General features: G+C 66.9%; 24 protein-coding genes. 13 read left to right on the top strand and 11 right to left on the bottom strand.

Going from position 1 to position 25,673, the window contains the following annotated elements; translation table 11 throughout:
• Positions 1 to 131: 131 nt before the first annotated feature.
• From hflD to AASM09_RS12035, 4 genes are read right to left on the bottom strand one after another with little or no spacing between them, the layout of a single operon-like run.
• A complete protein-coding gene (gene hflD, locus AASM09_RS12050) occupies positions 132 to 746 on the bottom strand; it encodes a high frequency lysogenization protein HflD (RefSeq protein WP_049427052.1) in 615 nt (204 codons plus the stop codon).
• Entirely contained in the window at positions 743 to 1,885 is a 1,143-nt protein-coding gene (mnmA, locus tag AASM09_RS12045; RefSeq protein WP_049427054.1) for a tRNA 2-thiouridine(34) synthase MnmA, read from the bottom strand. The genes hflD and mnmA overlap by 4 nt, the downstream gene beginning before the upstream one ends.
• Positions 1,882 to 2,343: an NUDIX hydrolase gene (locus AASM09_RS12040; protein ID WP_049427056.1), complete on the bottom strand. Its 462-nt coding sequence runs from the start codon at positions 2,341 to 2,343 to the stop codon at positions 1,882 to 1,884. Before AASM09_RS12040 ends, mnmA begins: the two co-directional genes overlap by 4 nt.
• A gap of 1 nt (position 2,344) precedes the next feature.
• Positions 2,345 to 2,815 carry a hypothetical protein gene (locus AASM09_RS12035; RefSeq protein ID WP_049427058.1) on the bottom strand — a complete coding sequence of 157 codons (471 nt, stop codon included), beginning with the start codon at positions 2,813 to 2,815 and terminating at the stop codon, positions 2,345 to 2,347.
• A gap of 112 nt (positions 2,816 to 2,927) precedes the next feature.
• Here AASM09_RS12035 and clpS point away from each other — a divergent pair, with 112 nt between their 5' ends.
• A complete protein-coding gene (gene clpS, locus AASM09_RS12030) occupies positions 2,928 to 3,254 on the top strand; it encodes an ATP-dependent Clp protease adapter ClpS (RefSeq protein WP_049432234.1) in 327 nt (108 codons plus the stop codon).
• Positions 3,255 to 3,455: 201 nt separating this feature from the next.
• On the opposite strand, the gene AASM09_RS12025 is transcribed toward clpS, so the two are convergent.
• A complete protein-coding gene (locus tag AASM09_RS12025; RefSeq protein WP_049432229.1) occupies positions 3,456 to 4,268 on the bottom strand; it encodes an APH(6) family putative aminoglycoside O-phosphotransferase in 813 nt (270 codons plus the stop codon).
• A gap of 138 nt (positions 4,269 to 4,406) precedes the next feature.
• Here AASM09_RS12025 and clpA point away from each other — a divergent pair, with 138 nt between their 5' ends.
• Entirely contained in the window at positions 4,407 to 6,692 is a 2,286-nt protein-coding gene (clpA, locus tag AASM09_RS12020; RefSeq protein WP_049432227.1) for an ATP-dependent Clp protease ATP-binding subunit ClpA, read from the top strand.
• Between the two features lie 75 nt (positions 6,693 to 6,767).
• Here clpA and AASM09_RS12015 read toward each other — a convergent pair whose 3' ends face one another.
• The 3 genes from AASM09_RS12015 to aat form a co-directional block, all read right to left on the bottom strand.
• Positions 6,768 to 7,151: a hypothetical protein gene (locus AASM09_RS12015; RefSeq protein ID WP_049432224.1), complete on the bottom strand. Its 384-nt coding sequence runs from the start codon at positions 7,149 to 7,151 to the stop codon at positions 6,768 to 6,770.
• Positions 7,152 to 7,353: 202 nt separating this feature from the next.
• On the bottom strand, positions 7,354 to 7,572 hold the full coding sequence (gene infA, locus AASM09_RS12010) for a translation initiation factor IF-1 (RefSeq protein ID WP_005409596.1): 219 nt from the start codon (positions 7,570 to 7,572) through the stop codon (positions 7,354 to 7,356).
• An 86-nt stretch (positions 7,573 to 7,658) separates the two neighbouring features.
• Positions 7,659 to 8,399, bottom strand: a complete 741-nt coding sequence (aat, locus tag AASM09_RS12005) for a leucyl/phenylalanyl-tRNA--protein transferase (protein WP_049432237.1) — start codon at positions 8,397 to 8,399, stop codon at positions 7,659 to 7,661.
• 71 nt (positions 8,400 to 8,470) lie between these two features.
• Here aat and AASM09_RS12000 point away from each other — a divergent pair, with 71 nt between their 5' ends.
• Entirely contained in the window at positions 8,471 to 9,739 is a 1,269-nt protein-coding gene (locus tag AASM09_RS12000) for a hypothetical protein (RefSeq protein WP_049432220.1), read from the top strand.
• A 121-nt stretch (positions 9,740 to 9,860) separates the two neighbouring features.
• On the opposite strand, the gene AASM09_RS11995 is transcribed toward AASM09_RS12000, so the two are convergent.
• Positions 9,861 to 10,985 carry a GNAT family N-acetyltransferase gene (locus AASM09_RS11995; RefSeq protein WP_049432217.1) on the bottom strand — a complete coding sequence of 375 codons (1,125 nt, stop codon included), beginning with the start codon at positions 10,983 to 10,985 and terminating at the stop codon, positions 9,861 to 9,863.
• 102 nt (positions 10,986 to 11,087) lie between these two features.
• The gene (gene trxB / locus AASM09_RS11990) at positions 11,088 to 12,059 is read right to left on the bottom strand and encodes a thioredoxin-disulfide reductase (protein ID WP_014037154.1); all 972 of its coding nucleotides are present in this window, start codon (positions 12,057 to 12,059) and stop codon (positions 11,088 to 11,090) included.
• A 233-nt stretch (positions 12,060 to 12,292) separates the two neighbouring features.
• Here trxB and AASM09_RS11985 point away from each other — a divergent pair, with 233 nt between their 5' ends.
• The 5 genes from AASM09_RS11985 to AASM09_RS11965 all read left to right on the top strand — a co-directional run bounded on the left by AASM09_RS11985 (position 12,293) and on the right by AASM09_RS11965 (position 19,460).
• Positions 12,293 to 14,653, top strand: a complete 2,361-nt coding sequence (locus AASM09_RS11985; protein ID WP_100443517.1) for a DNA translocase FtsK — start codon at positions 12,293 to 12,295, stop codon at positions 14,651 to 14,653.
• Positions 14,654 to 14,692: 39 nt separating this feature from the next.
• Positions 14,693 to 16,636 carry a DUF3857 domain-containing protein gene (locus tag AASM09_RS11980; protein ID WP_049432215.1) on the top strand — a complete coding sequence of 648 codons (1,944 nt, stop codon included), beginning with the start codon at positions 14,693 to 14,695 and terminating at the stop codon, positions 16,634 to 16,636.
• Positions 16,637 to 16,747: 111 nt separating this feature from the next.
• Positions 16,748 to 17,386, top strand: a complete 639-nt coding sequence (lolA, locus tag AASM09_RS11975) for an outer membrane lipoprotein chaperone LolA (RefSeq protein WP_049432212.1) — start codon at positions 16,748 to 16,750, stop codon at positions 17,384 to 17,386.
• 217 nt (positions 17,387 to 17,603) lie between these two features.
• Complete coding sequence (locus AASM09_RS11970) at positions 17,604 to 18,881, top strand: replication-associated recombination protein A (RefSeq protein ID WP_227199431.1); 1,278 nt, start codon at positions 17,604 to 17,606, stop codon at positions 18,879 to 18,881.
• 189 nt (positions 18,882 to 19,070) lie between these two features.
• Positions 19,071 to 19,460 (top strand): DUF805 domain-containing protein, encoded by a 390-nt coding sequence (locus AASM09_RS11965; RefSeq protein ID WP_049432207.1) that lies wholly within the window; start codon positions 19,071 to 19,073, stop codon positions 19,458 to 19,460.
• Between the two features lie 73 nt (positions 19,461 to 19,533).
• On the opposite strand, the gene AASM09_RS11960 is transcribed toward AASM09_RS11965, so the two are convergent.
• Positions 19,534 to 19,908 (bottom strand): hypothetical protein, encoded by a 375-nt coding sequence (locus AASM09_RS11960; RefSeq protein WP_049432205.1) that lies wholly within the window; start codon positions 19,906 to 19,908, stop codon positions 19,534 to 19,536.
• Between the two features lie 280 nt (positions 19,909 to 20,188).
• On the opposite strand from AASM09_RS11960, the gene AASM09_RS11955 reads away from it, so the two are divergent.
• The 5 genes from AASM09_RS11955 to AASM09_RS11935 all read left to right on the top strand — a co-directional run bounded on the left by AASM09_RS11955 (position 20,189) and on the right by AASM09_RS11935 (position 25,612).
• The gene (locus AASM09_RS11955) at positions 20,189 to 21,217 is read left to right on the top strand and encodes an alpha/beta hydrolase (RefSeq protein WP_049432203.1); all 1,029 of its coding nucleotides are present in this window, start codon (positions 20,189 to 20,191) and stop codon (positions 21,215 to 21,217) included.
• A gap of 122 nt (positions 21,218 to 21,339) precedes the next feature.
• Entirely contained in the window at positions 21,340 to 22,716 is a 1,377-nt protein-coding gene (locus AASM09_RS11950; protein ID WP_049432199.1) for a YncE family protein, read from the top strand.
• Positions 22,717 to 22,767: 51 nt separating this feature from the next.
• A complete protein-coding gene (locus AASM09_RS11945; RefSeq protein WP_049432196.1) occupies positions 22,768 to 23,814 on the top strand; it encodes a heme/hemin ABC transporter substrate-binding protein in 1,047 nt (348 codons plus the stop codon).
• Positions 23,811 to 24,854, top strand: a complete 1,044-nt coding sequence (locus AASM09_RS11940; protein WP_049432193.1) for a FecCD family ABC transporter permease — start codon at positions 23,811 to 23,813, stop codon at positions 24,852 to 24,854. The genes AASM09_RS11945 and AASM09_RS11940 overlap by 4 nt, the downstream gene beginning before the upstream one ends.
• Positions 24,851 to 25,612: a heme ABC transporter ATP-binding protein gene (locus tag AASM09_RS11935; protein ID WP_100443516.1), complete on the top strand. Its 762-nt coding sequence runs from the start codon at positions 24,851 to 24,853 to the stop codon at positions 25,610 to 25,612. Before AASM09_RS11940 ends, AASM09_RS11935 begins: the two co-directional genes overlap by 4 nt.
• Positions 25,613 to 25,673: the final 61 nt, after the last annotated feature.

Genomic DNA, 25,673 nt, shown 5'->3' with positions numbered 1-25,673 from the left:
CGGCCGTACCCCCTTTCTCTTTAACGTCGATGTGCCTCGAAGTGCATTCTGAATGCGCCGGTTTTCCGGCGCTCTGGCGGCTTCAGGGTCAGAGCCCTTTCCGTGCCGGAAAGGGATCCGACCCCACACCCTCAGGCCAGCAGGCGGTCCACGGCCTCGATCATCGCCCTGCGGCTGAACAGGAAGTCCCAGTAGCTGCCGCCCAGCTGGCGCCACAGCACCGCCGAGCGCACCGCCGCCAGCAGCAGGGCGCGGATCTCGGCGACCACGCCGGCCTGGCCCAGGTAATGCGGGTTGCCCTGCACCATCACCCGCGGCTTCAGGTGGCTGATGGTGTCGGCATACAGGCCGCCCAGGTTGGCCAGCACGTCCGGGTGGCCGCTGTCGCCCAGTTCGGTGGCCTGGCGCTGGGCGCGCTCGATGCCCGAGGCGACCTTGTTCACGGTGGCGCCGTCCTGCACGAAGCGGCGCTCCAGCTGCAGCACCGACAGGGCCAGCTTGGGCAGGATCGGGTCCTGGCCCTGGCTGCGGAAGTAGTTGTGCAGCAGGCGCAACCCGGCCTTCAGTGCATGACGGTCACCGAACACCTCCTGCGGCGAGGACGCATCGACACGGAACACGCTGTCCACGGCGGTGCGCACGGCGGCGGCGTCGGAATGGCCGGTATCGGCGATGCGGCGTACCTGCTGCAGGGCCTGGGCAATGCCGGCCAAGGCCAGGACGCGGTCGTCGACAGTGAAACTCATGCAGCGATTACCTCAAAAGGGGAAGGGGTGGTGCGCAGGCGCTGCTCCAGCGGCGCATCGGTGGCGGCGATCACCGCGCCACCCAGGCACACTTCACCGTCATACAGCACCAGCGATTGACCGGGGGTAACGGCGCGTTGCGGGCGCGCGAAGGTGACCAGCACGCTGCCGTCGTCCAGCACCTCGACCGTACACGGCTCATCGGGCTGGCGGTAGCGGGTCTGTGCCGTGCACTCAAAACGGCGGGCCGGAGGGGCGCCGGCAATCCAGTGTGCGGTCTCCGAGCGCAGGCGATCGGACAGCATCCACTTGCTGTCGCGGTCCTGGTCCACGTACAGCACGTTGCTGGCCACATCCTTGCCGACCACGTACCACGGTGCGGCCGGGCGGCCGCGCACGCCGCCGATGTTCAGACCTTCGCGCTGGCCAAGGGTGAAATAGAACACGCCCGGATGTTCGGCGATGACGCTGCCGTCGGCCGGGTCGAGGATCTGGCCCGGCTTGGCCGGCAAATAGCGTCCAAGGAACTCGCGGAAATCGCGCTCACCGATGAAGCAGATGCCGGTGGAATCCTTCTTGGCGTGGGTCGGCAGGCCAACGTCGCGCGCGATCCGGCGCAGGTCGCTCTTTTCCAGGTCGCCGATCGGGAACAGGGTGGCCGCCAGCTGCTCCTGGCCCAGCTGGTGCAGGAAGTAGCTCTGGTCCTTGGAACGGTCGGCACCACGCAGCAGCAGCCACTGGTGGCCGCGCTGGGTCACCCGTGCATAGTGGCCGGTGGCGATGCGCTCGGCGCCCAGCTCGCGGGCGGCATCCAGGAAGTGCTTGAACTTCACTTCGCGGTTGCACAGCACGTCCGGGTTCGGCGTACGGCCGGCCGCGTACTCGGCCAGGAAGTGTTCGAACACGCCCTGCCAGTACTCGCTGGAGAAATCTCGGAAGTGGAAGGGAATGCCGAGCAGGCCGCATACCGCCACCGCATCGCGGCGGTCGTCCTCGGCGCGGCAGTCGCCGCTGCCATCGTCGGCCCAGTTCTGCATGAACAGGCCGGCCACGGCCTCACCCTGATGTACAAGGCGCCAGGCGGCGACCGAAGAGTCGACACCACCAGAGACGCCCACCATCACGCGCGGAGTGCTCATGCAACCTCCCGGACCAGCGAAAGCGGGTGGCGCTGGCCACCCAGGTAATCCGCTACTACCTGCCATACCAGCGGGCTGCGCTGGCGCTCGCCTGCGGCCTGCAGTTCTGCCGGGGTCAGCCACAGCGCGCGGTCGATGCCGGTGTCCAGCGGCTGCGCCGGGTCGTGCGAGACCGGGCGCGCCGCATAGCAGAAGCGCAGGAAGGTCGTGCCGTCGCCGGCAGTCCACTGGTAGCAGCCGATGAAATGGGTCAGCTGCACCGTCCAGCCGGTTTCCTCGCGGGTCTCGCGCAGGGCTGCCTCGGCCAGGCTTTCGCCGGGCTCGAGGTGGCCGGCCGGCTGGTTGAGCACCTGCCGGCCGTCAATGGTCTCTTCAACCAGCAGCACGCGGCCGCCGTCGACCACCACGGTGGCGACGGTGGCGTGCGGTGCCCAGCGCGGGTCCGGCGTGGCGTTCAACTCAGAACTCGTCCTTCTTGGTCAGTTCCAGCTCCATGGCGTCGGCGGTGCGGATGGCCGCATCGATGGCGTCGCTGAGCTGGTCGGCCGTGGCATCGGCGTCGATCTTCACCACGAACATGGCGGTGGTGTCCTGCTTTACCCAGCCGCCCATCTTGGCGTCCTGCGAATCTTCCAGCAGGCGGTTGGCCACGGCCACCGGGAACTGCTTGGTCTTGGCGCTGTAAGCCGGCGACCAGATCTCGCGGATGTTGTGGGTGCCGAAATCTTCCACCGCCGAGCGTACGTAGACCATCTGGGTGCGGTCACCCTCGACGTCGAAGACCATGCGGTAGTCGCCGTCCTCGTCGACTTCATAGGTGTAGCCCAGCTTGTCCAGGTGGCGGGCCACGGCCTTGTCGGCGTCTGCGGCAGCGGCGGAGCCGGATGCAGCCAGGGCGATCAGCAGGGTGGAGAGAAGCGTCCTTTTCATGAAGATCCTGTGAAACATTACTGAGAGAGGGTGCAATTGTGACGGCGGGCGTGCGTGCCGTCCAATCTGCGGCGGGCCGACGCAGGCTCGCCCGAGCCTCTATAATGACCCGATGCCCCATGAGTCTTCCCCCGATTCCCAGCACGAGCACGGCGTCGCCGTAGAGGCCGCGCACCCGGAAGTGGCGCCGCCGCCGTTCTACCAGGTGATGCTGCTCAACGACGACTACACCCCGATGGATTTCGTGGTGGACGTCCTGCAGCAGTTCTTCAGCATGGACCTGGACAAGGCCACGCAGGTGATGCTGCACGTCCATACCCGCGGCCGCGGCGTGTGCGGTGTGTTCACCCGCGAGGTGGCCGAGACCAAGGTTGCCCAGGTCAACGAGTACTCGCGGATGAACCAGCATCCGTTGCTGTGCACGATGGAAAAGGCCTGACCGGCTGCCGGTTCTCGTCCGGGTACACCGATCGTCAAGGCGTTCCGACGCCTGACGCATCGTGCCCACCAAGGTGGGCACCTACCAGGGCAGGAGCCTGTAGAGCCGAGCCCGCGCTCGGCTGCTGTTCGCCCAGGCATCCAGATTTCAGCCAGATTTCAGCCAGAAGCAGCCGAGCGCAGGCTCGGCTCTACAGCTGGGTCACGCTTCCGCGAGTGCCTCCAACGCCATTTGCGCCACCGTCTCATCGATGTCGGCGGGGTCGCCGTCATCCCGGAACCAGACCGCCGACAATCCCGTGCTGGCTGCGATCCAGCGCAGCAGGCGCGTGCGTTCCAGCCCAGCCAGCGCACTGACCTGTTGCAGCCGGGCGGCAAAGCGCTCCGATCGCGTCGCGACATGGATGCCGGGACCGCACAGGTCCGGGTTGCTGAACAGCGTGGTGTAGTCGAAGGCCCGGTCGCCCAGCAGTCGCTTCGGGTCGATCGCCAGCCAGCCGCGCGCGCCGAAATCCAGCACGTTGTCGTGGTGCAGGTCGCCATGCAGTGGCCTGATCTCCCGTTCGTCCTGCAGCAGCCCCTCCGCCAGTGATCTGCACTGTTCCAGCAGTGGCGGCAGCGCAGCCCTTGGCTGCAGCAGGTCGGCGAACCATGTACGCAGGCAGACCAGTTCCGCTGGCGTTGCGCTCCGTGGCCGGTGCAGCCGCTGCAGGACCTCGCACAGGATCGTCGTGCAGGCGTCGTCGTCGCCCTGGATCGAACGTTGCCGCAGCGAGTCGCCACCGGCACGCTCGATCAGGATTGCCGGCCCCTCGTGGGCCAGCAGTTGGGCAGCGCCGTCGCCAGCCCACCAGCGCAGCAGCCGATGGGCGTTCTGTTCCTCGGGTTCGTCGCTGACCTTCAGCATCGCCGGTTCGCCGGCGGCGGTCAGCACCGGCCAGAGGTGGGCGCGCGGCGTTTCGATGGCCTCGCCATCACGCCGCAATCGCCAGAGGCTCAGGTAGGGTTCGCTCATGCTGGGCGGGCTGTCCTGGAGTGAATGAAGATCAAGCGATGTGTACTGCTAACGCCATCTGAACGCAGCAATCCGCTAGGGTGATGGAAAACGCGTAGTCAGGCCGCATATTGTCCCCATCTGCCGCCGGAGTAATCCATGTTCAGCAAAGACCTCGAACACACCATCGGCCAGTGCTACAAGCGCGCCCGTGAGGCCCGGCATGAGTTCATGACGGTCGAACACCTGCTGTTGGCACTGCTCGACAACCCGTCCGCCCAGGCCGTGCTGAAGGCCTGTGGTGCCGACGCCGAACGCCTGCGCCAGGAGCTGGAGCAGGCCATCGAGGCCTCCGTGTCCCGCCTGGCCGAGGATGACGGCCGCGATACCCAGCCGACGCTGGGCTTCCAGCGCGTGCTGCAGCGGGCCGTGTACCACGTGCAGTCCTCGGGCAAGAAGGAGGTCACCGGCGCTAACGTGCTGGTCGCCATCTTCGGCGAAAAGGACTCCCATGCCGTCTATTACCTCAACCAGCAGGATGTGACCCGGCTGGATGTGGTCAATTACCTTTCCCATGGCATCGCCAAGCTGGGCGAGGAGGGCGAGCAGCCGTCTTCGTCCTCGGAGGGCGAGAGCCGCATGGAAGGCGGGGAGGGCGAGCCCAAGGGAGATGCCCTGACCGAGTTCGCCAGCAACCTCAACGACCAGGCGCGGGCAGGTCGCATCGACCCGCTGGTCGGCCGTGCCGACGAGATCGAGCGCACCATCCAGGTCCTGTGCCGCCGTCGCAAGAACAACCCGCTGTACGTGGGTGAGGCCGGCGTGGGCAAGACGGCCATCGCCGAAGGCCTGGCCCGTCGCATCATCGAAGGCTCGGTGCCCGACGTGCTGGCCGACGCGGTGATCTACTCGCTCGACCTGGGCGCACTGGTAGCCGGTACCAAGTACCGTGGTGACTTCGAGAAGCGCCTGAAGAGCGTGCTGACGGCACTGAAGAAGGTGCCCAACGCGGTGCTGTTCATCGACGAGATCCACACCATCATCGGTGCCGGTTCGGCGTCGGGCGGCACCATGGATGCGTCCAACCTGATCAAGCCGGCGCTGGCGTCGGGCGAGCTGCGCTGCATCGGCTCGACCACCTTCCAGGAATACCGCGGCATCTTCGAGAAGGACCGGGCACTGGCCCGCCGCTTCCAGAAGATCGACATCGTCGAGCCGACGGTGGGCGAGACCTACGAGATCCTGCAGGGCCTGAAGTCCAAGTACGAGCTGCATCACGGTGTGACCTACTCCGACGAGGCCCTGCAGGCCGCAGTGGACCTGTCCGTGAAGCACATCGGCGACCGCCTGCTGCCGGACAAGGCCATCGACGTGATCGACGAGGCCGGTGCCCGCCAGCGCCTGCTGCCCGAGGGGCAGCGCAAGGAGCTGATCGACGTCGAGGAGGTCGAGGCGATCGTGGCCAAGATGGCGCGCATCCCTGCCAAGCAGGTCAGTGCCACCGACAAGGATGTGCTGCAGCACCTGGAGCGCAACCTGAAGATGGTGATCTTCGGCCAGGACCCGGCCATCGAGACGCTGTCCTCGGCGATCAAGCTGGCCCGTTCGGGCCTGGGCAACCCGGAAAAGCCGATCGGCAACTTCCTGTTCGCCGGCCCGACCGGTGTGGGCAAGACCGAAGTGACCAAGCAGCTGGCGCTGCAGCTGGGCATCGAGCTGGTCCGCTTCGACATGTCCGAGTACATGGAGCCGCATTCGATCAGTCGCCTGATCGGTGCCCCTCCGGGCTACGTCGGCTTCGACCAGGGCGGCCTGCTGACCGAGAAGATCGTCAAGACGCCGCACTGCGTGCTGCTGCTGGACGAGATCGAGAAGGCGCACCCGGACATCTTCAACATCCTGTTGCAGGTGATGGACCGCGGCGTGCTGACCGATACCAACGGTCGTGAGGCCAACTTCAAGAACGTGGTGCTGGTGATGACCACCAATGCCGGCGCGGCGCAGGCCTCGCGGCGCTCGATCGGCTTCACCAAGCAGGACCATGCCACCGACGCGATGGAGACCATCCGCCGCAGCTTCACTCCGGAATTCCGCAACCGACTTGACGCGGTGGTGCAGTTCCAGGCGCTGGGCTTCGAGCACATCCTGCGCGTGGTGGACAAGTTCCTGATCGAGCTGGAGATGCGCCTGCAGGAGAAGCACGTCAGCCTGTCGGCCACCCCGACTGCGCGCGATTGGCTGGCCCACCACGGTTTCGACCCGCTGATGGGTGCCCGGCCCATGGCCCGGGTCATCCAGGACAAGGTCAAGCGCCCGCTGGCCGACGAACTGCTGTTCGGCAAGCTGGTGAACGGTGGCAAGGTCAGCATCGACGTGCGCGACGACGAGCTGGTGGTCGAAACCCAGGCCGAGCCGGAGCGCCTGTTGCCGGTGACGGTGGAGTAATTCCACGTCGGGCCGGTGCCCGATGTGGGCAGCGACAAGGGCGGCTTCGGCCGCCCTTGTTGCATGTACCAAAACTCACCGCCCCTGCTGTGCCAGCCGCCTGAAGGTTGCCGCGTCGATCGGCTCGATCCGGGTCACAGTGCAGTGGTTGCTGTCTGTCTTCAGCGTACTGCGGGCGTCACCGCAGATCCGTTCAGGGGTACTGGGGGTGAAGAAGACGTAGCTGGCCGAGGCGGCAGCGCCCAGGCAGCGCTTCTGCAGATGCACCCGATAGTGGCTGTCACCGTCGCGCAGCAGCACCTCGCGTTCCGTGCTGGAAGGGCGGATATCGCGATTGGCGCCGAGAGCGATGCACTCGGATGCATTGGAGGGCTTTGTGGGTTCAGCGGCGAATGCCGCCAGGGGCAGGCTGACCAGCAGAACTGCCGGCAGCAGGACGTGCGGGAGCAGGGCGTTCATGATCGGGCGGGGGGTGGCGATCCGGACTGGATCGGATCCCACGATGCCGCGGCGGCTGCAAGCGCGAATCTGCCGCAAGCAGGGCTGACCGACGCCACGGTGAGCTCGGTCACTGTGACCTCCGGCAGGGCCGGATTGCGGACATGACAAAAGGCCAGCAACCAGGGCTGGCCTTGTCGAAATGGCGCCAGGCGCCGACCGCTTACTTCATGCGGTAGGTGATACGGCCCTTGGTCAGGTCGTACGGGGTCATTTCAACCTTGACCCGGTCACCGGTGAGGATGCGGATGTAGTTCTTGCGCATGCGGCCGGAGATATGGGCGATGATTTCGTGCCCATTTTCCAGGCGAACGCGGAAAGTGGTGTTCGGCAGCGTCTCGCTGACGGTGCCCTCGAACTCGATGGAATCGTCTTTCGACATGTAGTCCTGTGCGGTTCAGAAAACGGCCACGCTGGGCCTAAGGCGCAGTATTTTACGCGTGACGGCGCCAGCTTGCAAAGTTTGTGTTAACCCCCGGCCAAACCCCGTGCTGGCAAGCGCCCGACCGCCTGGGTCCATGGGCCTTCCCGGCCGTCACCGCGCACGGCCCGGCGCACGTGCTGCAGGAATTCCGCGCGCGGAAGGTGCTCGGCACCCATCCGCAGCAGGTGCGGATTCTCCACCTGGGCATCGATCAGTTCCCAGCCCCAACCATGCAGAGTGGAGGCCAGGGCGGCCAGGGCGATCTTGGAGCCGCCGCTGGCGCCACTGAACATGCTCTCGCCAAAGAACATCGACCCGATTGCCACCCCGTAGATGCCACCGACCAGGGTCTGCCGGTCCCAGACTTCGAACGAATGGGCGAAGCCCAGGTCGTGCAGCTGGCTGTAGGCCTCGACCATCGCCGGGCTGATCCAGGTGCCATCCTGGCCGGGCCGTGGTGCCGCCGCGCAGGCACGCATCACGCGGCTGAAAGCGGTGTCGGCGGTGACCTCCCACGTACTGCTACGCAGCTGGCGGCGGAACCGGCTGGACAGATGCACGCCCTCGGTGCGGAACACCACGCGCGGGTCCGGTGACCACCACAGGATCGGCTCGCCCTCGCTGAACCATGGGAAGATGCCGCCAGCGTAGGCATTGAGCAGGCGCACAGGGTGCAGGTCACCACCGATGGCGAGCAGGCCATCAGGCTGGCGCAGCGCGGTCTCGGCCGGAGGAAAGGGGGCGTCCGGCGTATCGGCCAGGCGCCAGGGCAGCTGGCGGGTCATGCCGGCATTGTATTCGTCGTGGTGATCGGCGATGTCTGGCACCATCAGTCTCCATCGGCAAGGAGCCCCGCATGAGTGAGTCGATCAGTGCCATCCTCGATGTGCACGACACCCCGCGCACCCGCAACGACAGCCAGAACATGCTGCTGTCGCTGGCCGGCGAGGCGCCGGATCAGCTCGGCGAACTGATCCGGGTTGCGCTGGCGCGTCGCTCACCGGCTTCAGCCTTTCTCGACATGGCGTTGGACCTGCTGCCCGATGAAGCTGTCGAGCCGGTCTGTGCAGACGCCTGGCGCCGCTATCGTGACGGCGAGCGCGGTGAACTGCTGGCCAGCGTGCTGGAGTTCGCCAGCTACCAGGCGCCGCAGGTGCTGCAGGATGACTGGGAGGCGTTGCTGGCGGTGGCCATTGAAGATGAGCTGCAGCTGGCCTCACAGGTGTGGCAGGGCTTGCCCCCTGCCATTGCCGCACACTGGGCGCAGGTCCTGGCCGAAGCCGACGATGATCGCGAAATGGCGAGGGCCAGGGCGTTGCTGTTGGCCGACCAGCCAGAGACCTACGCCGTTGCCCGCGGCTACGTGGTCGACTGGGGGCGGCTGGATGCCGAGGTCTGGGCGCACTGGGCCGGCGTCGCCGACGGACCGCAGCCGCGGCGCCTGCATGGGGAGCGGCCGCTGCACATCCGCTTCGGCCGCGAGCAGCATCGCGCGCAGCAGGCGGACGAACCGAGCTGGCGCAAGCGCATCTGGCGCCTGCACCCGACCTGGAATGGGGGACGGGTGCATCATGCTGGGCACATGGGAGGACCGCTGGAGGCGCTGTGTGGCAGCTGCGATGCGCCGCTGCAGCGCCTGTTGCGAACCGACGCTGCCGCGCTGCAGCCAGGCGCGGCGGGTGAGATCACGCTGGGCCTGTGCCTGGACTGCTGCGGCTGGGAAGATCCGCCCGTGCGTTTCTATCGCCACGATGCCAGCGGCCTGCCCAGCTGCCACCCCAGCCAGCGTCTGGAGGTGCCGGCGACGCCGACCGACAGCGGTGACCTGATGCAGGCCGAGGTCGGCCTGGCCGCCATGGATACCTCGCGCTGGCGGCAGCAGGACTGGGGACAGTCCAATCATCGGCAGAACCTGTCGCGCGTGGGCGGCGCACCGAGCTGGGTGCAGAGTGCCTGGTATCCGGCGTGCATCGATTGCGGCGAGGAAATGCACTTCGTGATGCAGCTGGACTCGACGCTGCCGACCACCGGTGGAGGCGCGCTGCTATGGGGCAGTGGCGGCATGCTCTACACGTTCTGGTGTGCGAAGTGCCGGGTGAGCGGGCACTTCTGGCAGTGCACCTGAGTACAGCGTCCTCGCCATCGCTCGCGACTCTACGAATGCGTGCGGCTCTCGCTATTGCTCTGGTGGGTGCCACCCTTGGTTGGCACGCTTTTGGCTGTGCCCAAGTCGAGCAAGCTCGACTCTACGGCTCTACGCGGAACGGCCCATGCCCCTGCAACTCCTGCTGGTAGCGACGCACATCGCGACGCTCCTGCCGGCACCAGTCCTGAAGTGCTTCTGCAAAGTCCGCATCAGCCACCCAGTGCCGGCTGCGTACCAGCGTCGGCAGGAAGCCCCGCGCCAGCTTGTGCTCGCCCTGCGCGCCCGGCTCGAAACGGATCAACCCTTCGCGCAGGCAGTATTCGATGCCCTGGTAGTAGCAGGCTTCGAAGTGCAGGCCGGGCAGGGTGGCGCCGCCCCAATAGCGGCCGTACAGGGTGTCGCCACCGCGCAGGCACAGCGCGCCGGCAATCGGCTCGCCGTCCTGTTCGGCCAGGAACAGCACCAGCCCGCGGCCCAATGAAATGGCCAGATGGCGCAGGAAGGCCTCGGTCAGCGCCGGGGCGTTGCCGTACTCGAGGAACGTCTGCAGATAGAAGCGGTACATCGCCTGCAGGTCGGCGCGGCTGGCCTCGTCGCCATGCACCACGCGGAAGGTGATGCCCTGGCGGGTGACCTTGGCGCGTTCCTGGCGGATGTTCTTGCGGTGCTTGTGGTTCATCGCACCGAGGAACTGGTCGAATGTCGTCCAGTCACCGGGGTTCTGCCACTGGAACTGCACGTCTTCGCGCAGCAGCCAGTCATCGCCGAAAAGCGCCTCGTCCACTGCGGTGTGGAAGTTGATATGGGCCGAGGACACGTCCAGCGTTGGCAGCGCCTCGCGCAATGCCGACAGCACCGTGGCGCGCCCTGAATGGTGACGGGCCAGCAACCGCGGGCCGGTGACCGGCGAGTACGGCACCGCGCCCAGCCACTTCGGATAGTAGTCGCGGCCATGACGGGCATACGCGTTGGCCCAGGCATGGTCGAACACGAATTCGCCGTGCGAATTGGTTTTCAGGTAGCCGGGAATGGCGCCGACCAGCGTCCCGCCTTCCCACAGTGTGAAGTGCCGGGGCTGCCAGCCCCAGTCCTCGCGCAGGCAGCCATGCTGTTCCAGGCCCGAGAGGAAGGCGTGGCTGACGAAGGGGTTGCGGCCGTCGTGCAGGGCATCCCAGTCGGTCGCGGCAATGGACTGCAGGGAGTCGAGGAAGCGGGGGGAAGACATGGGGGAAGGATAGGGCAGATGAAACAGAAAGGCCGACGCACTGGCGTCGGCCTATCATCCGGAGTCGGGCGTGGCTCGACCCTACAGGAGCGGGTCAGCCTCTCAGCTGGCCTTGCCCTGGGCGTCCAGGTAGCGCTCGGCGTCCAAGGCAGCCATGCAGCCGAAGCCGGCCGAGGTGATCGCCTGGCGGTAGTGCTGGTCGGCCACGTCGCCGGCGGCGAACACGCCTTCCACCGAGGTCTGGGTGGCGTTGCCGCCCAGGCCCGAGCGGATTTCCAGGTAGCCGTTGTTCATCGCCAGCTGGCCATCGAACAGGGTGGTGTTCGGGTGGTGGCCGATGGCCACGAAGAAGCCGTGGGCATCGATGTCGCGGGTGCTGCCGTCCAGCGTGGACTTCACGCGCACCCCGGTCACGCCGGCGTCGTTACCCAGCACTTCCTCCACCTGGTGGTGCCAGACGGTCTCGATCTTGCCTTCGGCCACCTTCTTGAACAGCTTGTCCTGCATGATCTTTTCCGCCTTCAGGGTGTCGCGGCGGTGGACCAGGTAGACCTTGCGGGCGATGTTGGACAGGTACAGGGCCTCTTCCACGGCGGTGTTGCCGCCGCCGACCACGACCACGTCCTGGTCGCGGTAGAAGAAGCCGTCACAGGTGGCGCAGGCGGACACGCCGCGGCCCTTGAACTCGTCTTCGGTCGGAATGCCCAGGTACTTGGCGGTGGCGCCGGTGGCGATGATCAGCGCATCGCAGGTGTACTCGTGGCTGTCGCCGATCAGCTTGAACGGGCGCTGGGACACGTCGGCGGTGTGGATGTGGTCGAAGATGACCTCGGTCTCGAAGCGCTCGGCATGGGCCTGCATGCGCGCCATCAGGTCCGGGCCCATCAGGCCGTGGGCGTCACCTGGCCAGTTGTCCACCTCGGTGGTGGTCATCAGCTGGCCGCCCTGCTGCAGGCCGGTGATGACAACCGGCTTCAGGTTGGCGCGGGCGGCGTAGACGGCGGCGGTCCAACCGGCCGGGCCGGAACCGAGGATGACGAGGCGCTGGTGGCGGGAGGGCAGGCTGGTGCTCATGTAGACTCGCGAAAAGGTAGATGGGACAAGGCGCTGGCGATATTTGCGCAGCATCCGTGGCTGGTCATAGAGTGGCGGCTGGGGCAGGGCGATTCAAGCCGATGAACAGAACGCCGTCATCCCGCGGTGGTTCCGGCCCTCCGCAGACCCTGTCAGATGTCGCATAACTGAAAACTGACGCCGTCTCATTTATTATCAATCACTAACAGCGCATTCCAAAGGTATGGTCTAAGGTGGCGAAGCAGGTCCCCGAACGCTCCAAGTCCGACGACAGCAAGGCGTCACGTCGCACGGCCGCGGCGGTGACGACCGACAATCCACGCCGCCAACGCCTCTGGCGCGACCTTGGCCTTATCGCCATCGCGCCAGCGCTGCTGTATCTGGCGGCCAGTCTGTTCACCTATTCAGCAACCGACCCGGGCTGGTCGCACACCGGCAGCGTGGTCGCACCGGTTCACAACCTCGGCGGCCGCGCCGGGGCCTGGATCGCCGACGTGCTGCTGCAGCTGTTCGGCTACATCGCCTTCCTGCTGCCGGTGGTGCTCGGCGCACTGGCGTGGATCGCCATGTTCGGCCTCAAGCGCGAGAGCAAGGGCGAGAACGACCTGGACCCGGCGCTGCGCCTGGTCGGCCTGGTCGGTTTCCTGATTGCCGGCACCGGCTTCCTGCATGTGCGCCTGTTCAGTGGCGATGTCTCCAGTGCCGGCGGCATCCTCGGCAAGCTGGTCGGCAATTCGCTCACGGTGGGCTTCGGCGCGCTGGGTGCGAACCTGTTCGTGCTGGTGCTGCTGCTGGCCTCGATCACCCTGGCCACCGGGCTGTCCTGGTTCACGGTGATGGAGAAGATCGGCCGCGGCGTGATGTCGCTGGCGCCGCTGCTGGCGCGCAAGAAGGAAGAAGTCACCGAGTGGCAGCAGACCCGGGTGATGCGCGAGGAGCGCCAGGAAGTGCGCAAGGCCGACGCCGAGGTGCGCGCCAAGCGCGAGCCGGTGAAGATCGAGCCGCGCCCGGAACCGGTGATCGAGAAGAGTGACCGGGCCAAGCGCGATACGCAGATTCCGATGTTCCGTGGCGTCAACGGCGATGGTTCGGACCTGCCGCCGCTGGCCCTGCTGGACGACCCCAAGCCGCAGCCGGTGGGCTACGACAAGGAAACCCTGGACGCGCTGTCGCGACAGATCGAGTTCAAGCTGAAGGACTTCCGCATCGACGCCCAGGTGGTCGGCGCCAACCCCGGCCCGGTCATCACCCGCTTCGAGATCGAGCCCGCGCCGGGCATCAAGGTCAGCCAGATCAGTTCGCTGGACAAGGACATCGCGCGTGGCCTGTCGGTGAAGTCGGTGCGCGTGGTGGACGTGATTCCGGGCAAGTCGGTGATCGGCCTGGAAATCCCGAACGTCACCCGCGAGATGATCTACCTGTCCGAGCTGCTGCGTTCCAAGGAATACGACAAGTCGGCCAGCGTGCTGACCCTGGCGCTGGGCAAGGACATTGCCGGCCGCTCGACCGTGGCCGACCTGGCGCGCATGCCGCACCTGCTGGTGGCCGGTACCACCGGTTCGGGCAAGTCGGTGGCGGTCAACGCGATGGTGCTGAGCCTGCTGTTCAAGGCCTCGCCGAAAGACCTGCGGATGCTGATGATCGACCCGAAGATGCTCGAACTGAGCGTCTACCAGGGCATTCCGCACCTGCTGGCGCCGGTGGTCACCGACATGAAGGAGGCCGCCAACGGCCTGCGCTGGTGCGTGGCCGAGATGGAGCGCCGCTACAAGCTGATGAGCGCGGTGGGCGTGCGCAACCTGGCCGGCTTCAACAAGAAGGTGAAGGAAGCCCAGGATGCCGGCCAGCCGTTGATGGACCCACTGTTCAAGCCGAACCCCGAGCTGGGCGAGGCGCCGCGCCCGCTGGAAACGCTGCCGTTCATCGTCATCTTCATCGACGAATTCGCCGACATGATGATGATCGTCGGCAAGAAGGTGGAAGAGCTGATCGCGCGACTGGCACAGAAGGCGCGTGCGGCCGGCATCCACCTGATCCTGGCCACGCAGCGCCCGTCGGTGGACGTGATCACCGGCCTGATCAAGGCCAACATCCCGACCCGCATCGCCTTCCAGGTCAGCTCCAAGATCGACTCGCGCACCATCCTCGACCAGTCCGGCGCGGAAACCCTGCTCGGCCACGGCGACATGCTGTACCTGCCGCCGGGCACCGCGCTGCCCGAGCGCGTGCATGGTGCGTTCGTGTCCGACGATGAAGTGCATCGCGTGGTCGAGCACCTCAAGGCGATGGGTCCGGCCGACTATGTCGACGGCGTGCTGGACGAAGTGCAGACAATGGGCGACGGCGTGGTCGTCGGCGCCACCGGGCTGCCGGAGAACAGTTCGTCCGGCGACGAGTCCGACCCGTTGTATGACGAAGCACTGCGGGTGGTGACCGAGACCCGCCGTGCCTCGATTTCCGGCGTGCAGCGCCGGCTGAAGATCGGCTACAACCGTGCAGCGCGACTGATCGAGGCCATGGAAGCGGCCGGGGTGGTCAGCCCGCCCGAGCACAACGGCGACCGCACGGTGCTGGCACCGCCGCCGCCGAAGTAAGAACCGACGTATCCCCCACGACGTCCAAGGAACCGACGCATGCTTCACCCCGTACCAAGCGCGCTGGCGCTGGCGCTGGCAGCCTTCCTGGCTGCCGGCCCGGCACTGGCAGACACCGCCACCTCCGCGCCCGCCACGGCGCCGCCTTCCACCCGCGGCGATACCGAAGCCAGCAATAATTTCAGCATTGTCCGTTACCGCGCCGACTACCAGGTGCGGCCCGATGCGGGCAATGTGCAGACCGAAACCTACGAAGTGCTGCTCAAGACCAAGGCCTCCGTCGAGCAGTTCAGCCAGGTGCGGCTGAGCTACAGCGAGAAGATGGAAACGCTGGAAGTGCTCGGCGCCTACACCATCACCGCCGACGGCCAGCGCCGCGACGTGCCGGCCGATCGCATCTACACCCAGGAGAGCTACTCCAGCGCTTCGGCGGCGATGTACGCCGATCGCAAGGTGCGGGTGATCGTGTTCCCCAACCTGGCCCCGGGCACGCGCCTGTACTACCAGGTGCGCCGCACGCAGGCCACGCCGTACTTCCCGGGCTACTTCGGCCTGTGGGAGACGTTCAATGTGTTTACCGAGTACGAGGACGCCGAGGTCACCCTGAGTGCGCCGGCCAACCTGCCCATGTTCGTCGACAGCCGTGGCGTGCAGGGCAGTGATCGCCCGACGGTGAAGAACGGCCAGGCGCAGTGGCGCTGGCGCTACCAGCGTCGCGAAGCCATGCCGGCACAGAACTGGTCGGCGGCGGGCTGGGAGTTCGGCCCGAACATCATGGCCAGTACCTATCGTGACTGGTCGCAGATGGGTCGCGCCTACCAGCTCAAGGCGGGCCCGGCGGCCGAGGTGACCCCGGCGCTGCAGGCGCTGGCTGATGAGATCACCGCTGGTATCAGCGACCGCCGCGAGCAGGCGGACGCGCTGTACCGCTGGGTTGCGCAGAACATCCGCTATGTGGCGGTGTACCTGGGCAATGGCGGCCTGGAGCCGAACAGTGCGCAGAGCATCCTCGACAACCACTACGGTGACTGCAAGGATCACGTCACGATCCTGGAGGCGCTGCTGGCGGCCAAGGGCATCGCCAGTTCGCCGGTGCTGATCGGTGCCGGTGGTGGACCGACGCTGCCGAAGATCCCGGTGCTGGGCCGCTTCAACCACGCCATCACCTACATTCCCGAGTTCGATCTGTACCTGGATTCGACCACCGCGTGGGCGCGTTTCGGCCAGCTGCCGGAAGGTGACCTCGGTGCGCCGGTGATGCGCACGCGCGATGCCACGCTGGCGCGCACCCCGGCCAATACGCCGGAACGCAATGCCACCTCGATGGACGTGCGTTTCACCTTCGACGCCAACGGCAACCTGCGCGGCGAGACCATTCCGAAGCTTGGCGAGAACGCCGAGATCGGCATGCGCGCCCAGTTCTCCCAGCTCAACGCACAGAACCGTGCGCGCGCTGAAGAGCAGATCATGGCCGCGTCCGGTTTCGACGGGCGAGGACAGCTGCAGATCCAGGGCGTGCCGGTCGACCTGACCCGGCCGTTCGGCTATCGCATGGCGTTCCAGGCCGAGGACTACGCCGACTTCAGCGTGGCCGGTGGCATGGCGGTGCCGGATCCGCCAGGTGGGGAGTCGGTGCGCGGCCTGTACGCCACCGCCTCGGCGCCCGCCAACGAGACGCCGTTCTACTGCAATGCCAGCCTGCGCGAGGAAACCTACCGCCTGCAGTTCCCGGCCAATGCACCGATCATCGCCATTCCGGCCAGCCAGCGCTTCGCCAACGCGGCCGGCGAGTATCGGGTGGACTGGAGCCGCGAAGGCCAGGAGGTCACCGTGCATCATCGCCTGCAGCAGAACGCGGTGCGCGGGCCGGAGGCGTTGTGCCAGCCGCAGGACTATCCGGCGTTCCGCGCGCTGTATCGCGAAGTGCGGCGCGGCTTCCGTGGCCAGGTGCTGTACGGCAAGCTGCCCGGCTCGGGCGGCTGAATCGCCGATGGACGTTAGGGGCGGCATAATGTCGCCCTGATCGCCCATTCATCTTTACCCGGCCACACTGGCAACCACCTTTCCTGGCGCCCGCGCCCACAGGATTTCCGCATGAACTTCCGCTTCCGCCGTTTCCTTGCCACCACCACCCTGGCCGTGGCCTGCGCCGCCGCCGGCAGCGCCTGGGCCGGCGCCCGCGATGACCTGAAGACCTTCACCAGTGGCCTGAAGGGCCTGGATGGGCAGTTCAACCAGCAGGTGTTCGACAGCCGCGGCAAGGTGAAGGAATCGACCAGTGGCCGTGTGGCGCTGTCGGCGCCGCGCCTGTTCCGTTGGGAGTACGTGCGCCCGCACGAGCAGCTGATCGTGGCCGACGGCAAGAAGGTCTGGATGTACGAGCCGGACCTGGAGCAGGCCACCGTGCGCGAGCAGGGCAAGGAAGAGCAGAACAGCCCGCTGACCGCGCTGATCAACCCGGCGCTGCTGGAACAGCAGTACGACGTCAGCGAAGAGGCCGCACAGCGTGATGGCCTGCAGTGGCTGTCGCTGTCGCCGAAGCGCGAAACCGAGGCCAGCTTCCAGTACGCCGCGCTGGGCTTCAACGCCCAGGGCCTGGCGAAGATGGAGATCACCGACGCCGTGGGCCAGCGTACCGTGATCAGCTTCAGTGGCTGGAAGCGCAACCCGGGCTTCGCCGCCGGCACCTTCAGTTTCACCCCGCCGAAGGGCACCGACGTCATCGGCAATTGATGGGTGACGCCGGGCCTGGCCCGGCGCTACCTGCTCTGGGGGTGCCAACCGGCACCGCCTTGGTGGGTGTCGACCAGCACCGCCCTGGTGGGTGCCAACCTTGGTTGGCACGCTCTCACGGTACAATGGGCAGGTGGCAAGACATCGTTCAACTTCCTTCCCCGGCCCCGATCTGCTGAGCGTCGATCGGGATCACCTGCGCCCGCTGGCCGAGCGCATGCGCCCGCGAACCCTCGACGAGATGGTCGGGCAGAAGCGCCTGCTGGCGCCGGACAGCGCGCTGCGTCGCGCGGTCGAATCCGGCCGCGTGCATTCGATGATCCTGTGGGGGCCGCCCGGCTGCGGCAAGACCACGCTGGCGCTGCTGCTGGCCGAGTACTCCGACGCTGAATTCCGTGCCATCTCCGCCGTGCTGTCCGGTCTGCCGGAAGTGCGCCAGGTGCTGGCCGAGGCCGCGCAGCGCTTCGCCGAAGGCCGCCGCACCGTGCTGTTCGTAGACGAGGTGCACCGCTTCAACAAGGCGCAGCAGGATGCGTTCCTGCCGCACATTGAACGCGGCACCATCCTGTTCGTTGGTGCCACCACTGAGAATCCATCGTTCGAACTGAACTCGGCGCTGCTGTCGCGTTGCCGCGTGCATGTGCTGGAGGCGGTCTCGCCAACCGATATCGTCGAGGCGCTGGAGCGTGCACTGGGTGACCGCGAGCGGGGACTGGGCGAAGAGGGCATCGAGGTCGCGCCCGAGCTGCTGCTGGAAATCGCCACCGCTGCCGACGGTGATGTGCGCCGTGCGCTGACGTTGCTGGAAATCGCCGCCGAGCTGGCAGGCGGGGAGGGCGGGCGCATCACGCCGCAGACCCTGACCCAGGTGTTGGCCGATCGTACCCGTCGCTTCGACAAGGGCGGTGAGCAGTTCTACGACCAGATCTCGGCGCTGCACAAATCGGTACGCAGCTCCAACCCCGATGCAGCGCTGTACTGGCTGACCCGCATGCTCGATGGCGGTTGCGATCCGTCGTATCTGGCGCGCCGGCTGACCCGCATGGCCATCGAGGATATCGGCCTGGCTGATCCGCGTGCGCAGAGCATGGCGCTGGAGGCCTGGGACATCTACGAGCGGCTGGGCAGCCCGGAGGGCGAGCTGGCGTTCGCGCAGCTGGTGCTCTATCTGGCCAGCACCGCCAAGTCGAACGCTGGCTACGCGGCCTTCAACCAGGCCAAGGCCGACGTGCGCGAGAGTGGTACCGAAGAGGTGCCGCTGCACCTGCGCAACGCGCCGACCAAACTGATGAAAGAGCTCGGCTACGGCGCTGAGTACCAGTACGACCATGATGCCGAAGGGGGCATCGCGCTGGACCAGACCGGTTTCCCGGACGCGATGGGCGAGCGCGTGTACTACAACCCGGTGCCGCGTGGCCTGGAAATCAAGCTGAAGGAAAAGCTGGACCGGCTGCGCGCCGAGCGCGAGGCGGCAAGGGCCGCGAAGGGCCGCTGACCCAGCTTCTGTAGAGTCGAGCCATGCTCGACTTCGCTCCTGCGCCGGTTACGGGTGCCTTCTGGAACAGCAGCCGAGCATGGCTCGGCTCTACAGAGGGCAATGGCAGTCGAGCATGGTTCGTCGCCACATTGTTCTGTGCGCGTGCATTTGGCACACTGCGCGGCCACTTTTTCAAGGATTGATGCCGTGCAGGAAATGATTCTGCCGTTGAAGCGCTATGCCCAGTTCGAGGGCCGCGCCAACCGCCGCGAATATTGGATGTACCAGCTGTTCCTGTTCCTGGTGGCGACGGCGGTGATGCTGCTGGCCGGCGTGCTGGCGATCCTGCTGCGCAACAGTCCCGATGCGCTGGCCGGCATCCTGATCGGCATGGTGGTACTGCTGTGTGTGATGTGGCTGGCGACGATCGTTCCTCTGATCGCAGTGACCGTACGGCGCCTGCATGACTGCAATCAGTCGGGCTGGCTGTTCCTGCTGGCGCTGGTGCCGGGCGGTGGAATCGTGATCATGATCTTCTCGCTGCTGCCGGGCACGCCGCACGAGAATGTCTATGGTCCGGTGCCTTCGGGGCCGTGACGCTGTGCGAGTCGAGCATGGCTCGACTCTACAGAGGCAAGGAAGAGAAGCCGGCATCTTGCCGGCTTCGTTTTTACTTGACGGTGCAATCGCCGAAGGACAGGTAGTCCGTGCCGGAGCTGAACTGCAGCGTGCAGCTGGCGGTGAACGTTGCGCCTTCTTCCAGGGCGCCCAGCTTGGCCGCCTGCTGCTCGTCGTCGGTGGTCAGCCGGGCCAGGACATTGCCCTGGTCATCGCCGGCCTCGATCAGCGGTTCGCCCGCCAGGTTGCTGGAAACGCCCAGCGCCACGGCGGTGAACGTCACCGTCTGGTTGAGTTGGTCCATGCTCAACGTCGAATTGCCGGCCTCTTCAAAGGCCTGGTAGAGCGACGGCAGATCCTGCGCGGCGTGGGCGGCCAACGGTGCAAGCAGGCCGAAGGTAAGGGCGATCAGTGCGGTGTGCTTCAAGGGGGTCTCACAATCATGGGATCCAATCCCATGGCGCTTGTGTGCAGATGAGCGCGACCCGGATGGCGGGAAGTGCCCGCCATCCATGGCTGCGCTGGAAGCGGGGCGATCCAATGCCCCGGTGGCCGGCAAAATAGGGGAAGTGCCGCCTCCTGTGCAACTGGCCGTGCGCGCGCGTGATACATAGCGTGACGTTTGATCGATGTGATAATCATTCGCGTTTAAGGTAGACTGCGGTCCCTTGTGAACCGGCGGCCGTGGGCCGCTCCTGCCGCCGCTGATGAAGCATTTCGTCCCGCTTTCGTGCCGTGGTCCGCTGGCCCGCGGCTTGGCCGCCTTGATGATGGGTCTGCTCCTGGCCACCCCCTACGCCCATGCGCAGCAGCGCAATCCGCTGCAGAAGATCGGCCACACCGTGCTCGACGAGCCGGCGGCCAGCTATCGCTTCGAGCAGTTCGTGGTGGACAGCCCCGACCAGCAACGCCGCTGGCGGGTGAATGTGGCGATCCCTGCCAAGGCCGGCAAGGCGCCGCTGCCGGTGCTGTACGCGCTGGATGGCAATGCCGTGGCGATGGTGCTGGACCAGCCGATCCTGGCCGAGCTGGCCGCGCGCAAGGCGCCGCCGGTGCTGGTGCTCATCGGCTACGACAACGATCTGCGCATCGATTCGAAGGCGCGCACCCGTGACTACACCGCGTGGATCGACCGCGCCGACGACGAGAGCGGCAGCACGCAGGCAGTTGGCGGCGGTGCAGCGGCCTTCCTCGATGTGATCGAGCGCCGCATCAAGCCGGAAGTCGAGCGCCGCGCACGCATCGATGCGCAGCAGCAAGCGCTGTGGGGCCACTCGCTGGGGGGACTGTTCGTGCTCAATGCGCTGTACACCCGTCCTGCCGCGTTCCAGTCCTATCTGGCCGCCAGCCCGTCGCTGTGGTGGAGCCACAGCGCTGCGCTGGGCGATCCAGAGCAGCAGTTCGTGCAGAACGTGCATGGCCAGCCGGCGAAGCTGTGGCTGATGCTCGGCGGTGCCGAGCGCGTTGGTGATCGCGGCAAGCGCGACATGAACAACCCGCGCGTGGTCGCGCACCTGCGCCGCATTGGCGGTGCCACGCCGGATGCAGCCATGCAGTTGTCCGAGCGGCTGGCCAGGGTGCCGGGACTGAGCGTGCAGTACCGCGAGTTCGAGGGTCTGGGCCACGGCCCGATGCTGCCGGCCTCGTTCCACGCGGCGCTGCACGAGCTGTACGGCGTGACCGATCGCAGTGCCGGTGACGGCGCCGCCCCGGGCGGTGACAACGCCGCCGAATGAATCCCTTCGCACGCAATGCCGTGCGTCCCCACTACCCAGGCGAGGCTGCCGGCGTGCAGCGGCCCAGGCAACCGATGAATCCCGCGCCATGTGGCGCGGCCTACGTGTGCAAGGAGCCTTCCATGTCGTTCCGTCCGTCTTTCCGTCTCACCTCTCTCGCCGCCGGCCTGTTGCTGGCGGTGACTGCCACCGCGCAACCGGTGTTCGATCAGCCGGCCAACGCCACCTTCAAGGGTGAGGTCGTCTCACGCGGTGAGAACGTGGTTCCCGGAAGCACCGCCGAAGTGGTCGGTCGTGGCTTCGTGCCCGGCCAGAAGGTCAGCCTGCTGCGTGGCGACAGCGTGCTCAACGCACAGCCGGTGGTGGTCGATGCCGATGGCAACTTCAAGACCCAGCTGAGCATTCCGGCCGATGCGGTACCTGGTACCCACCCGGTGGTGGTGCGCGCCAGCCAGCCGGCCGCGGCCACGCTGCTGAAGCTGCGTGTGTCGCCGCAGCTGCCGCTGTCGGGCCAGGCGCAGTTCGCCACCCAGTCCAACAAGCTGGTGCCGGGCCTGTACCAGTCCGCCTACAGCGCGGCCAGCAATGCCGTGTTCGTCACCTCGGCCGTGGGCCGCCCGCCGGTGACCCAGTCGCAGCTGCTGAAGCTGGACCCGAAGACCCTGAAGGTGACCAAGGCGATCACCCCGGCGCAGGTGCCAGGCAGCACCAACGGTGCGGTGTACGCGGTCTATGGCGTGGGCGTGGATGACACCAACGGCAATGTCTGGGTCACCAATACCCGCCAGAACTCGATCGCGGTCTATCGCCAGAAGGACCTGTCGCTGGTCCACCAGTTCCCGGTCGACACCGTGCCGCACGCGCGCGACGTGGTGGTCGACGGCGCCCGCGGCAAGGTGTTCGCCTCGGCCACGGGTGAGGACCACCTGTCGGTGTTCGACGCCAGGACCTTCAAGGAGCTGCCGCAGGTGACGCTGGAATCCGGCGTCGATGACGGCAAGTTCACCCCGATGAGCCTGGTGCTGGACGAGAGAAGCGGCAAGCTGTTCACCGTCAGCATCGGTACGCCGGAAGCAGCGGTGATTGATGTGGCCAGCGGGAAGGTCGACAAGGTCATCGACCTGGGTAATTCGATCAGCGCCTCGGGCGTGGCCTTCGATGCGGCGCGCAACCGCCTGTACGTGGCTTCGCAGGGCACCGACAACCTGCTGATCGTCGATGTGGCCGCCGGCAAGGTGCTGCACGATGTCCCGGTCGGCGCCGGTGCGCTGAACGTCGCCTTCGATGATGCCTCCGGCCTGGCCTATGTCAGCAACCGCGGCGCCGGTACCGTCACCGTGGTGAACGGCGACGGCAAGGTGGTCGCCAACCTCGACGGCGGCACGCTGCCGAACCATGTCCGTGCCGATGGCAAGGGCAATGTGTTCGCGGTGAACAAGTCGCGCGGCGCCGAAGATCCGAAGGGTGATCGCATCACCCGCATCACCCCCAAGCAGTAAGTCATCCGGCGGGGCGGCGTGCACGTCGCCCCGCCAGCAAGGAGAACCTCCATGAACATCGCGTCCCGTCTGCGCCTGTGTGCGCTTCCGCTGGCTGTTTCGTTGGCGCTGGCTGCCTGTGGCGGACCCTCGGCTCCTTCGGATGCCGCGAAGCCTGTCGAGCCGTCGGCCACAGCGTCGGCTGCGGAAACCGCGTTGCCGGCAGGCTGGCAGCGCGTGGCCGGTGCCAAGATGCCGGCGGTGCACGACCAGAAGGCCGTGCTGCCGGCCAAGGTGCATTCCGATGATGGCGCCGACGTCCAAGTGACCGACACCAGCCGGATCATTGCCGGTGGCGACGATGTCATCGCGGTGATCGAGGCGCTGGGGCTGGGCAGGCAGGTGTTCGCTGCGCCCACCAACACCACCACCCAGGCTGGCCTCGCCGCGCCGCACCAGTTCCTGTTCAACCGCACCACGGGCGTGGAAGGCGTGCTGAGCCTGAAGGGCTCGCTGTTCCTTGGCAACAGCCTGCGCCGCCACACCGAGCTGGCGAAAAAGCTGCGCGAGGTGGGCGAGCCGGCGGTGGTCATCGATGACCTGCAGCCGGCGCCGGACAAGGTGCGCAAGGTCGCCGCGGCACTAGGGCTGGCCGAAGCGGGGCAAACACTGGCCACGCAGGTGCAGCGGCAGCTGGACGAGGCTGCAGCGATTGGCAAGGGCCTGGGCCATGCGCCGCGAGTGATCCACGTCTCGGCCACCGGCGCCGGTGGCTCTCCGACCGTCGCCGGTGCCGACAGTGCGTCGGCGCAGCTGATCGCACTGGCCGGTGGCGTCAACATCGGCACCGAAGCCGGGGTGAAGAACTACTCGCAGCTGAGCAACGAGGGCGTAGTCGCTGCGGCACCGGAGGTGATCCTGGTGACCGAGCATGACCTGCAGCTGTTCGGCGGCGCCGAGGGCCTGTGGAAGGCGTACCCGACGTTGAAGCAGACGCCGGCCGGGCAGGCCAACCGGGTCTGGGTGATGCCGGATGTGCAGCTGAAGTACACCAGTGTCGGTTCCGGTGCTGGCGCACTGGCGCTGGCCAAGGCCCTGGCGGCGTTGCCGAAGGCATGAGTCCGGCGGATCGGCGCCGCCGTCGCGGGCGGACGATGTTGATGGTGGCGTTGCTGGCACTGCTGGGGGCAGTGCTGGCGTCGTTTGCCGTGGGGCCGCTGCGCTTGCCGCCGCTGGAGGTGATGCAGGCGCTGGCGGTGAAGCTGGGCCTGCTGGATCCGCAGGCAATCAGCAGCCGCGATCTGGCCGTGGTCTGGCAACTGCGCATTCCGCGTGCCCTGCTGGGTGCGATGGTGGGCGCGTCGCTGGCGATGGCCGGTGCCAGCCTGCAGGGCCTGTTCGGTAACCCGCTGGCGGATCCGGGCATCGTCGGTGTCAGCCAGGGTGCTGCATTGGGTGCGGTGGCCGCCATCGTGCTGGGCGCGGCGGGCGCTGCGGGTTGGCTGGTGCCGGTGGCCGCGTTCGCCGGCGGTGCGCTGGCGATCGGCCTGACGTATGCGTTGGCCCGGCCCGGCAAGGGCATGGGTAACGCCACGCTGCTGCTGGTCGGCATCGCGATGGCCGCGTTCTGCTCGGCGCTGATTGGTTTCCTCACTTACATCGCCAGCGAAAGCGAACTGCAGTCGCTGGTGTTCTGGCAGATGGGCTCGCTGGCGCGTGCCAACTGGGCCGACGTGGCGGCGGTGGTGCCGTTGTTCGCCATTGGCGTGTGCGCATTGCAGCGGCTGGCCACGCCGCTGGACATGCTGGCGCTGGGCGAGCGCCAGGCACAGCACCTCGGGCTGGATGTGGCCCGCACGCGTCGTCGCCTGGTGGCGTTCAGTGCGCTGCTGGTGGGCGCGGCGGTGGCCTTTGCCGGTTCGATCAGCTTCGTTGGCCTGGTGGTGCCGCACGTGGCGCGCCTCCTGGTCGGCCCCGGCCATCGCTGGCTGCTGCCACTGTCCGGCCTGCTCGGCGCGCTGCTGATCGTGGTGGCCGATACTGCAGCCCGCACGCTTGATCCGCCGGCGGAGATTCCGCTGGGCCTGTTCTCGGCTGCGCTCGGCGCGCCGTTCTTCCTCTGGCTGGTGCTGCAGCAGCGCCGCAAGGCGACGCCATGAGCGTGTTGCTGAAGCTGCACGACGTGGTGGTGCGTCGCCAGCAGCGCGTGATCCTGCATGGCATTTCGCTGGCGTTCGAGCCGGGTACGGTGACGGCGCTGGTTGGCCCGAATGGCGCAGGCAAATCCACGTTGCTGGCGGTTGCGGCCGGCGATCTGCGCGCCGATGCGGGCGAGGTGAGCCTTCTGGGCAAGCCGCTGGCCAGCTACAAGGCCGGGCCACTGGCACGTGAGCGCGCGGTGATGCCACAGGAGCACGGCGTGCGGTTTGCCTTCAGTGTCGAAGAGGTGGTGGCGATGGGGCGCCTACCGCACCCGCCGGACGCGGTGGCCGATGATGCCCAGGTGGAAGCGGCGATCGATGCCGCTGAACTGCAGGCATTGCGGCTGCGCGAAGTGCAGCAGCTGTCCGGTGGCGAATCCGCGCGGACCACGTTCGCGCGCGTGCTGGCGCAGGACACCCCGTTGCTGCTGCTGGATGAGCCGACCGCCGCATTGGACCTGCGCCATCAGGAGCGTACGCTGCGCAGTGTGCGTGCCTGTGCCGAGGCAGGTGCCTGCGTGATCGTGGTGCTGCATGACCTGAATCTGGCGGCCGGCTATGCCGATCGCATCGTGCTGCTGGAGCAGGGCAGGGTGGCGGCCGATGGCACGCCCTTGCAGGTGCTGACCGAAGACAACCTGCAGCGCGTCTACCAGCAGGATGTAGTGGTGCTGGAGCATCCTCGGCGCGGGGTGCCGCTGGTGGTGGTTGCCTGAGCGAAGGTCGCCAAGTTGCTCCGGTATCATGGTTGCTTCGTTTTCTTCAATGGACTGATGC

The sequence above is a fragment of the Stenotrophomonas maltophilia genome, assembly GCF_039555535.1.
GTDB classification, from domain to species: Bacteria; Pseudomonadota; Gammaproteobacteria; order Xanthomonadales; family Xanthomonadaceae; genus Stenotrophomonas; species Stenotrophomonas maltophilia_Q.
This window is presented reverse-complemented; position numbering and strand designations above follow the sequence as displayed.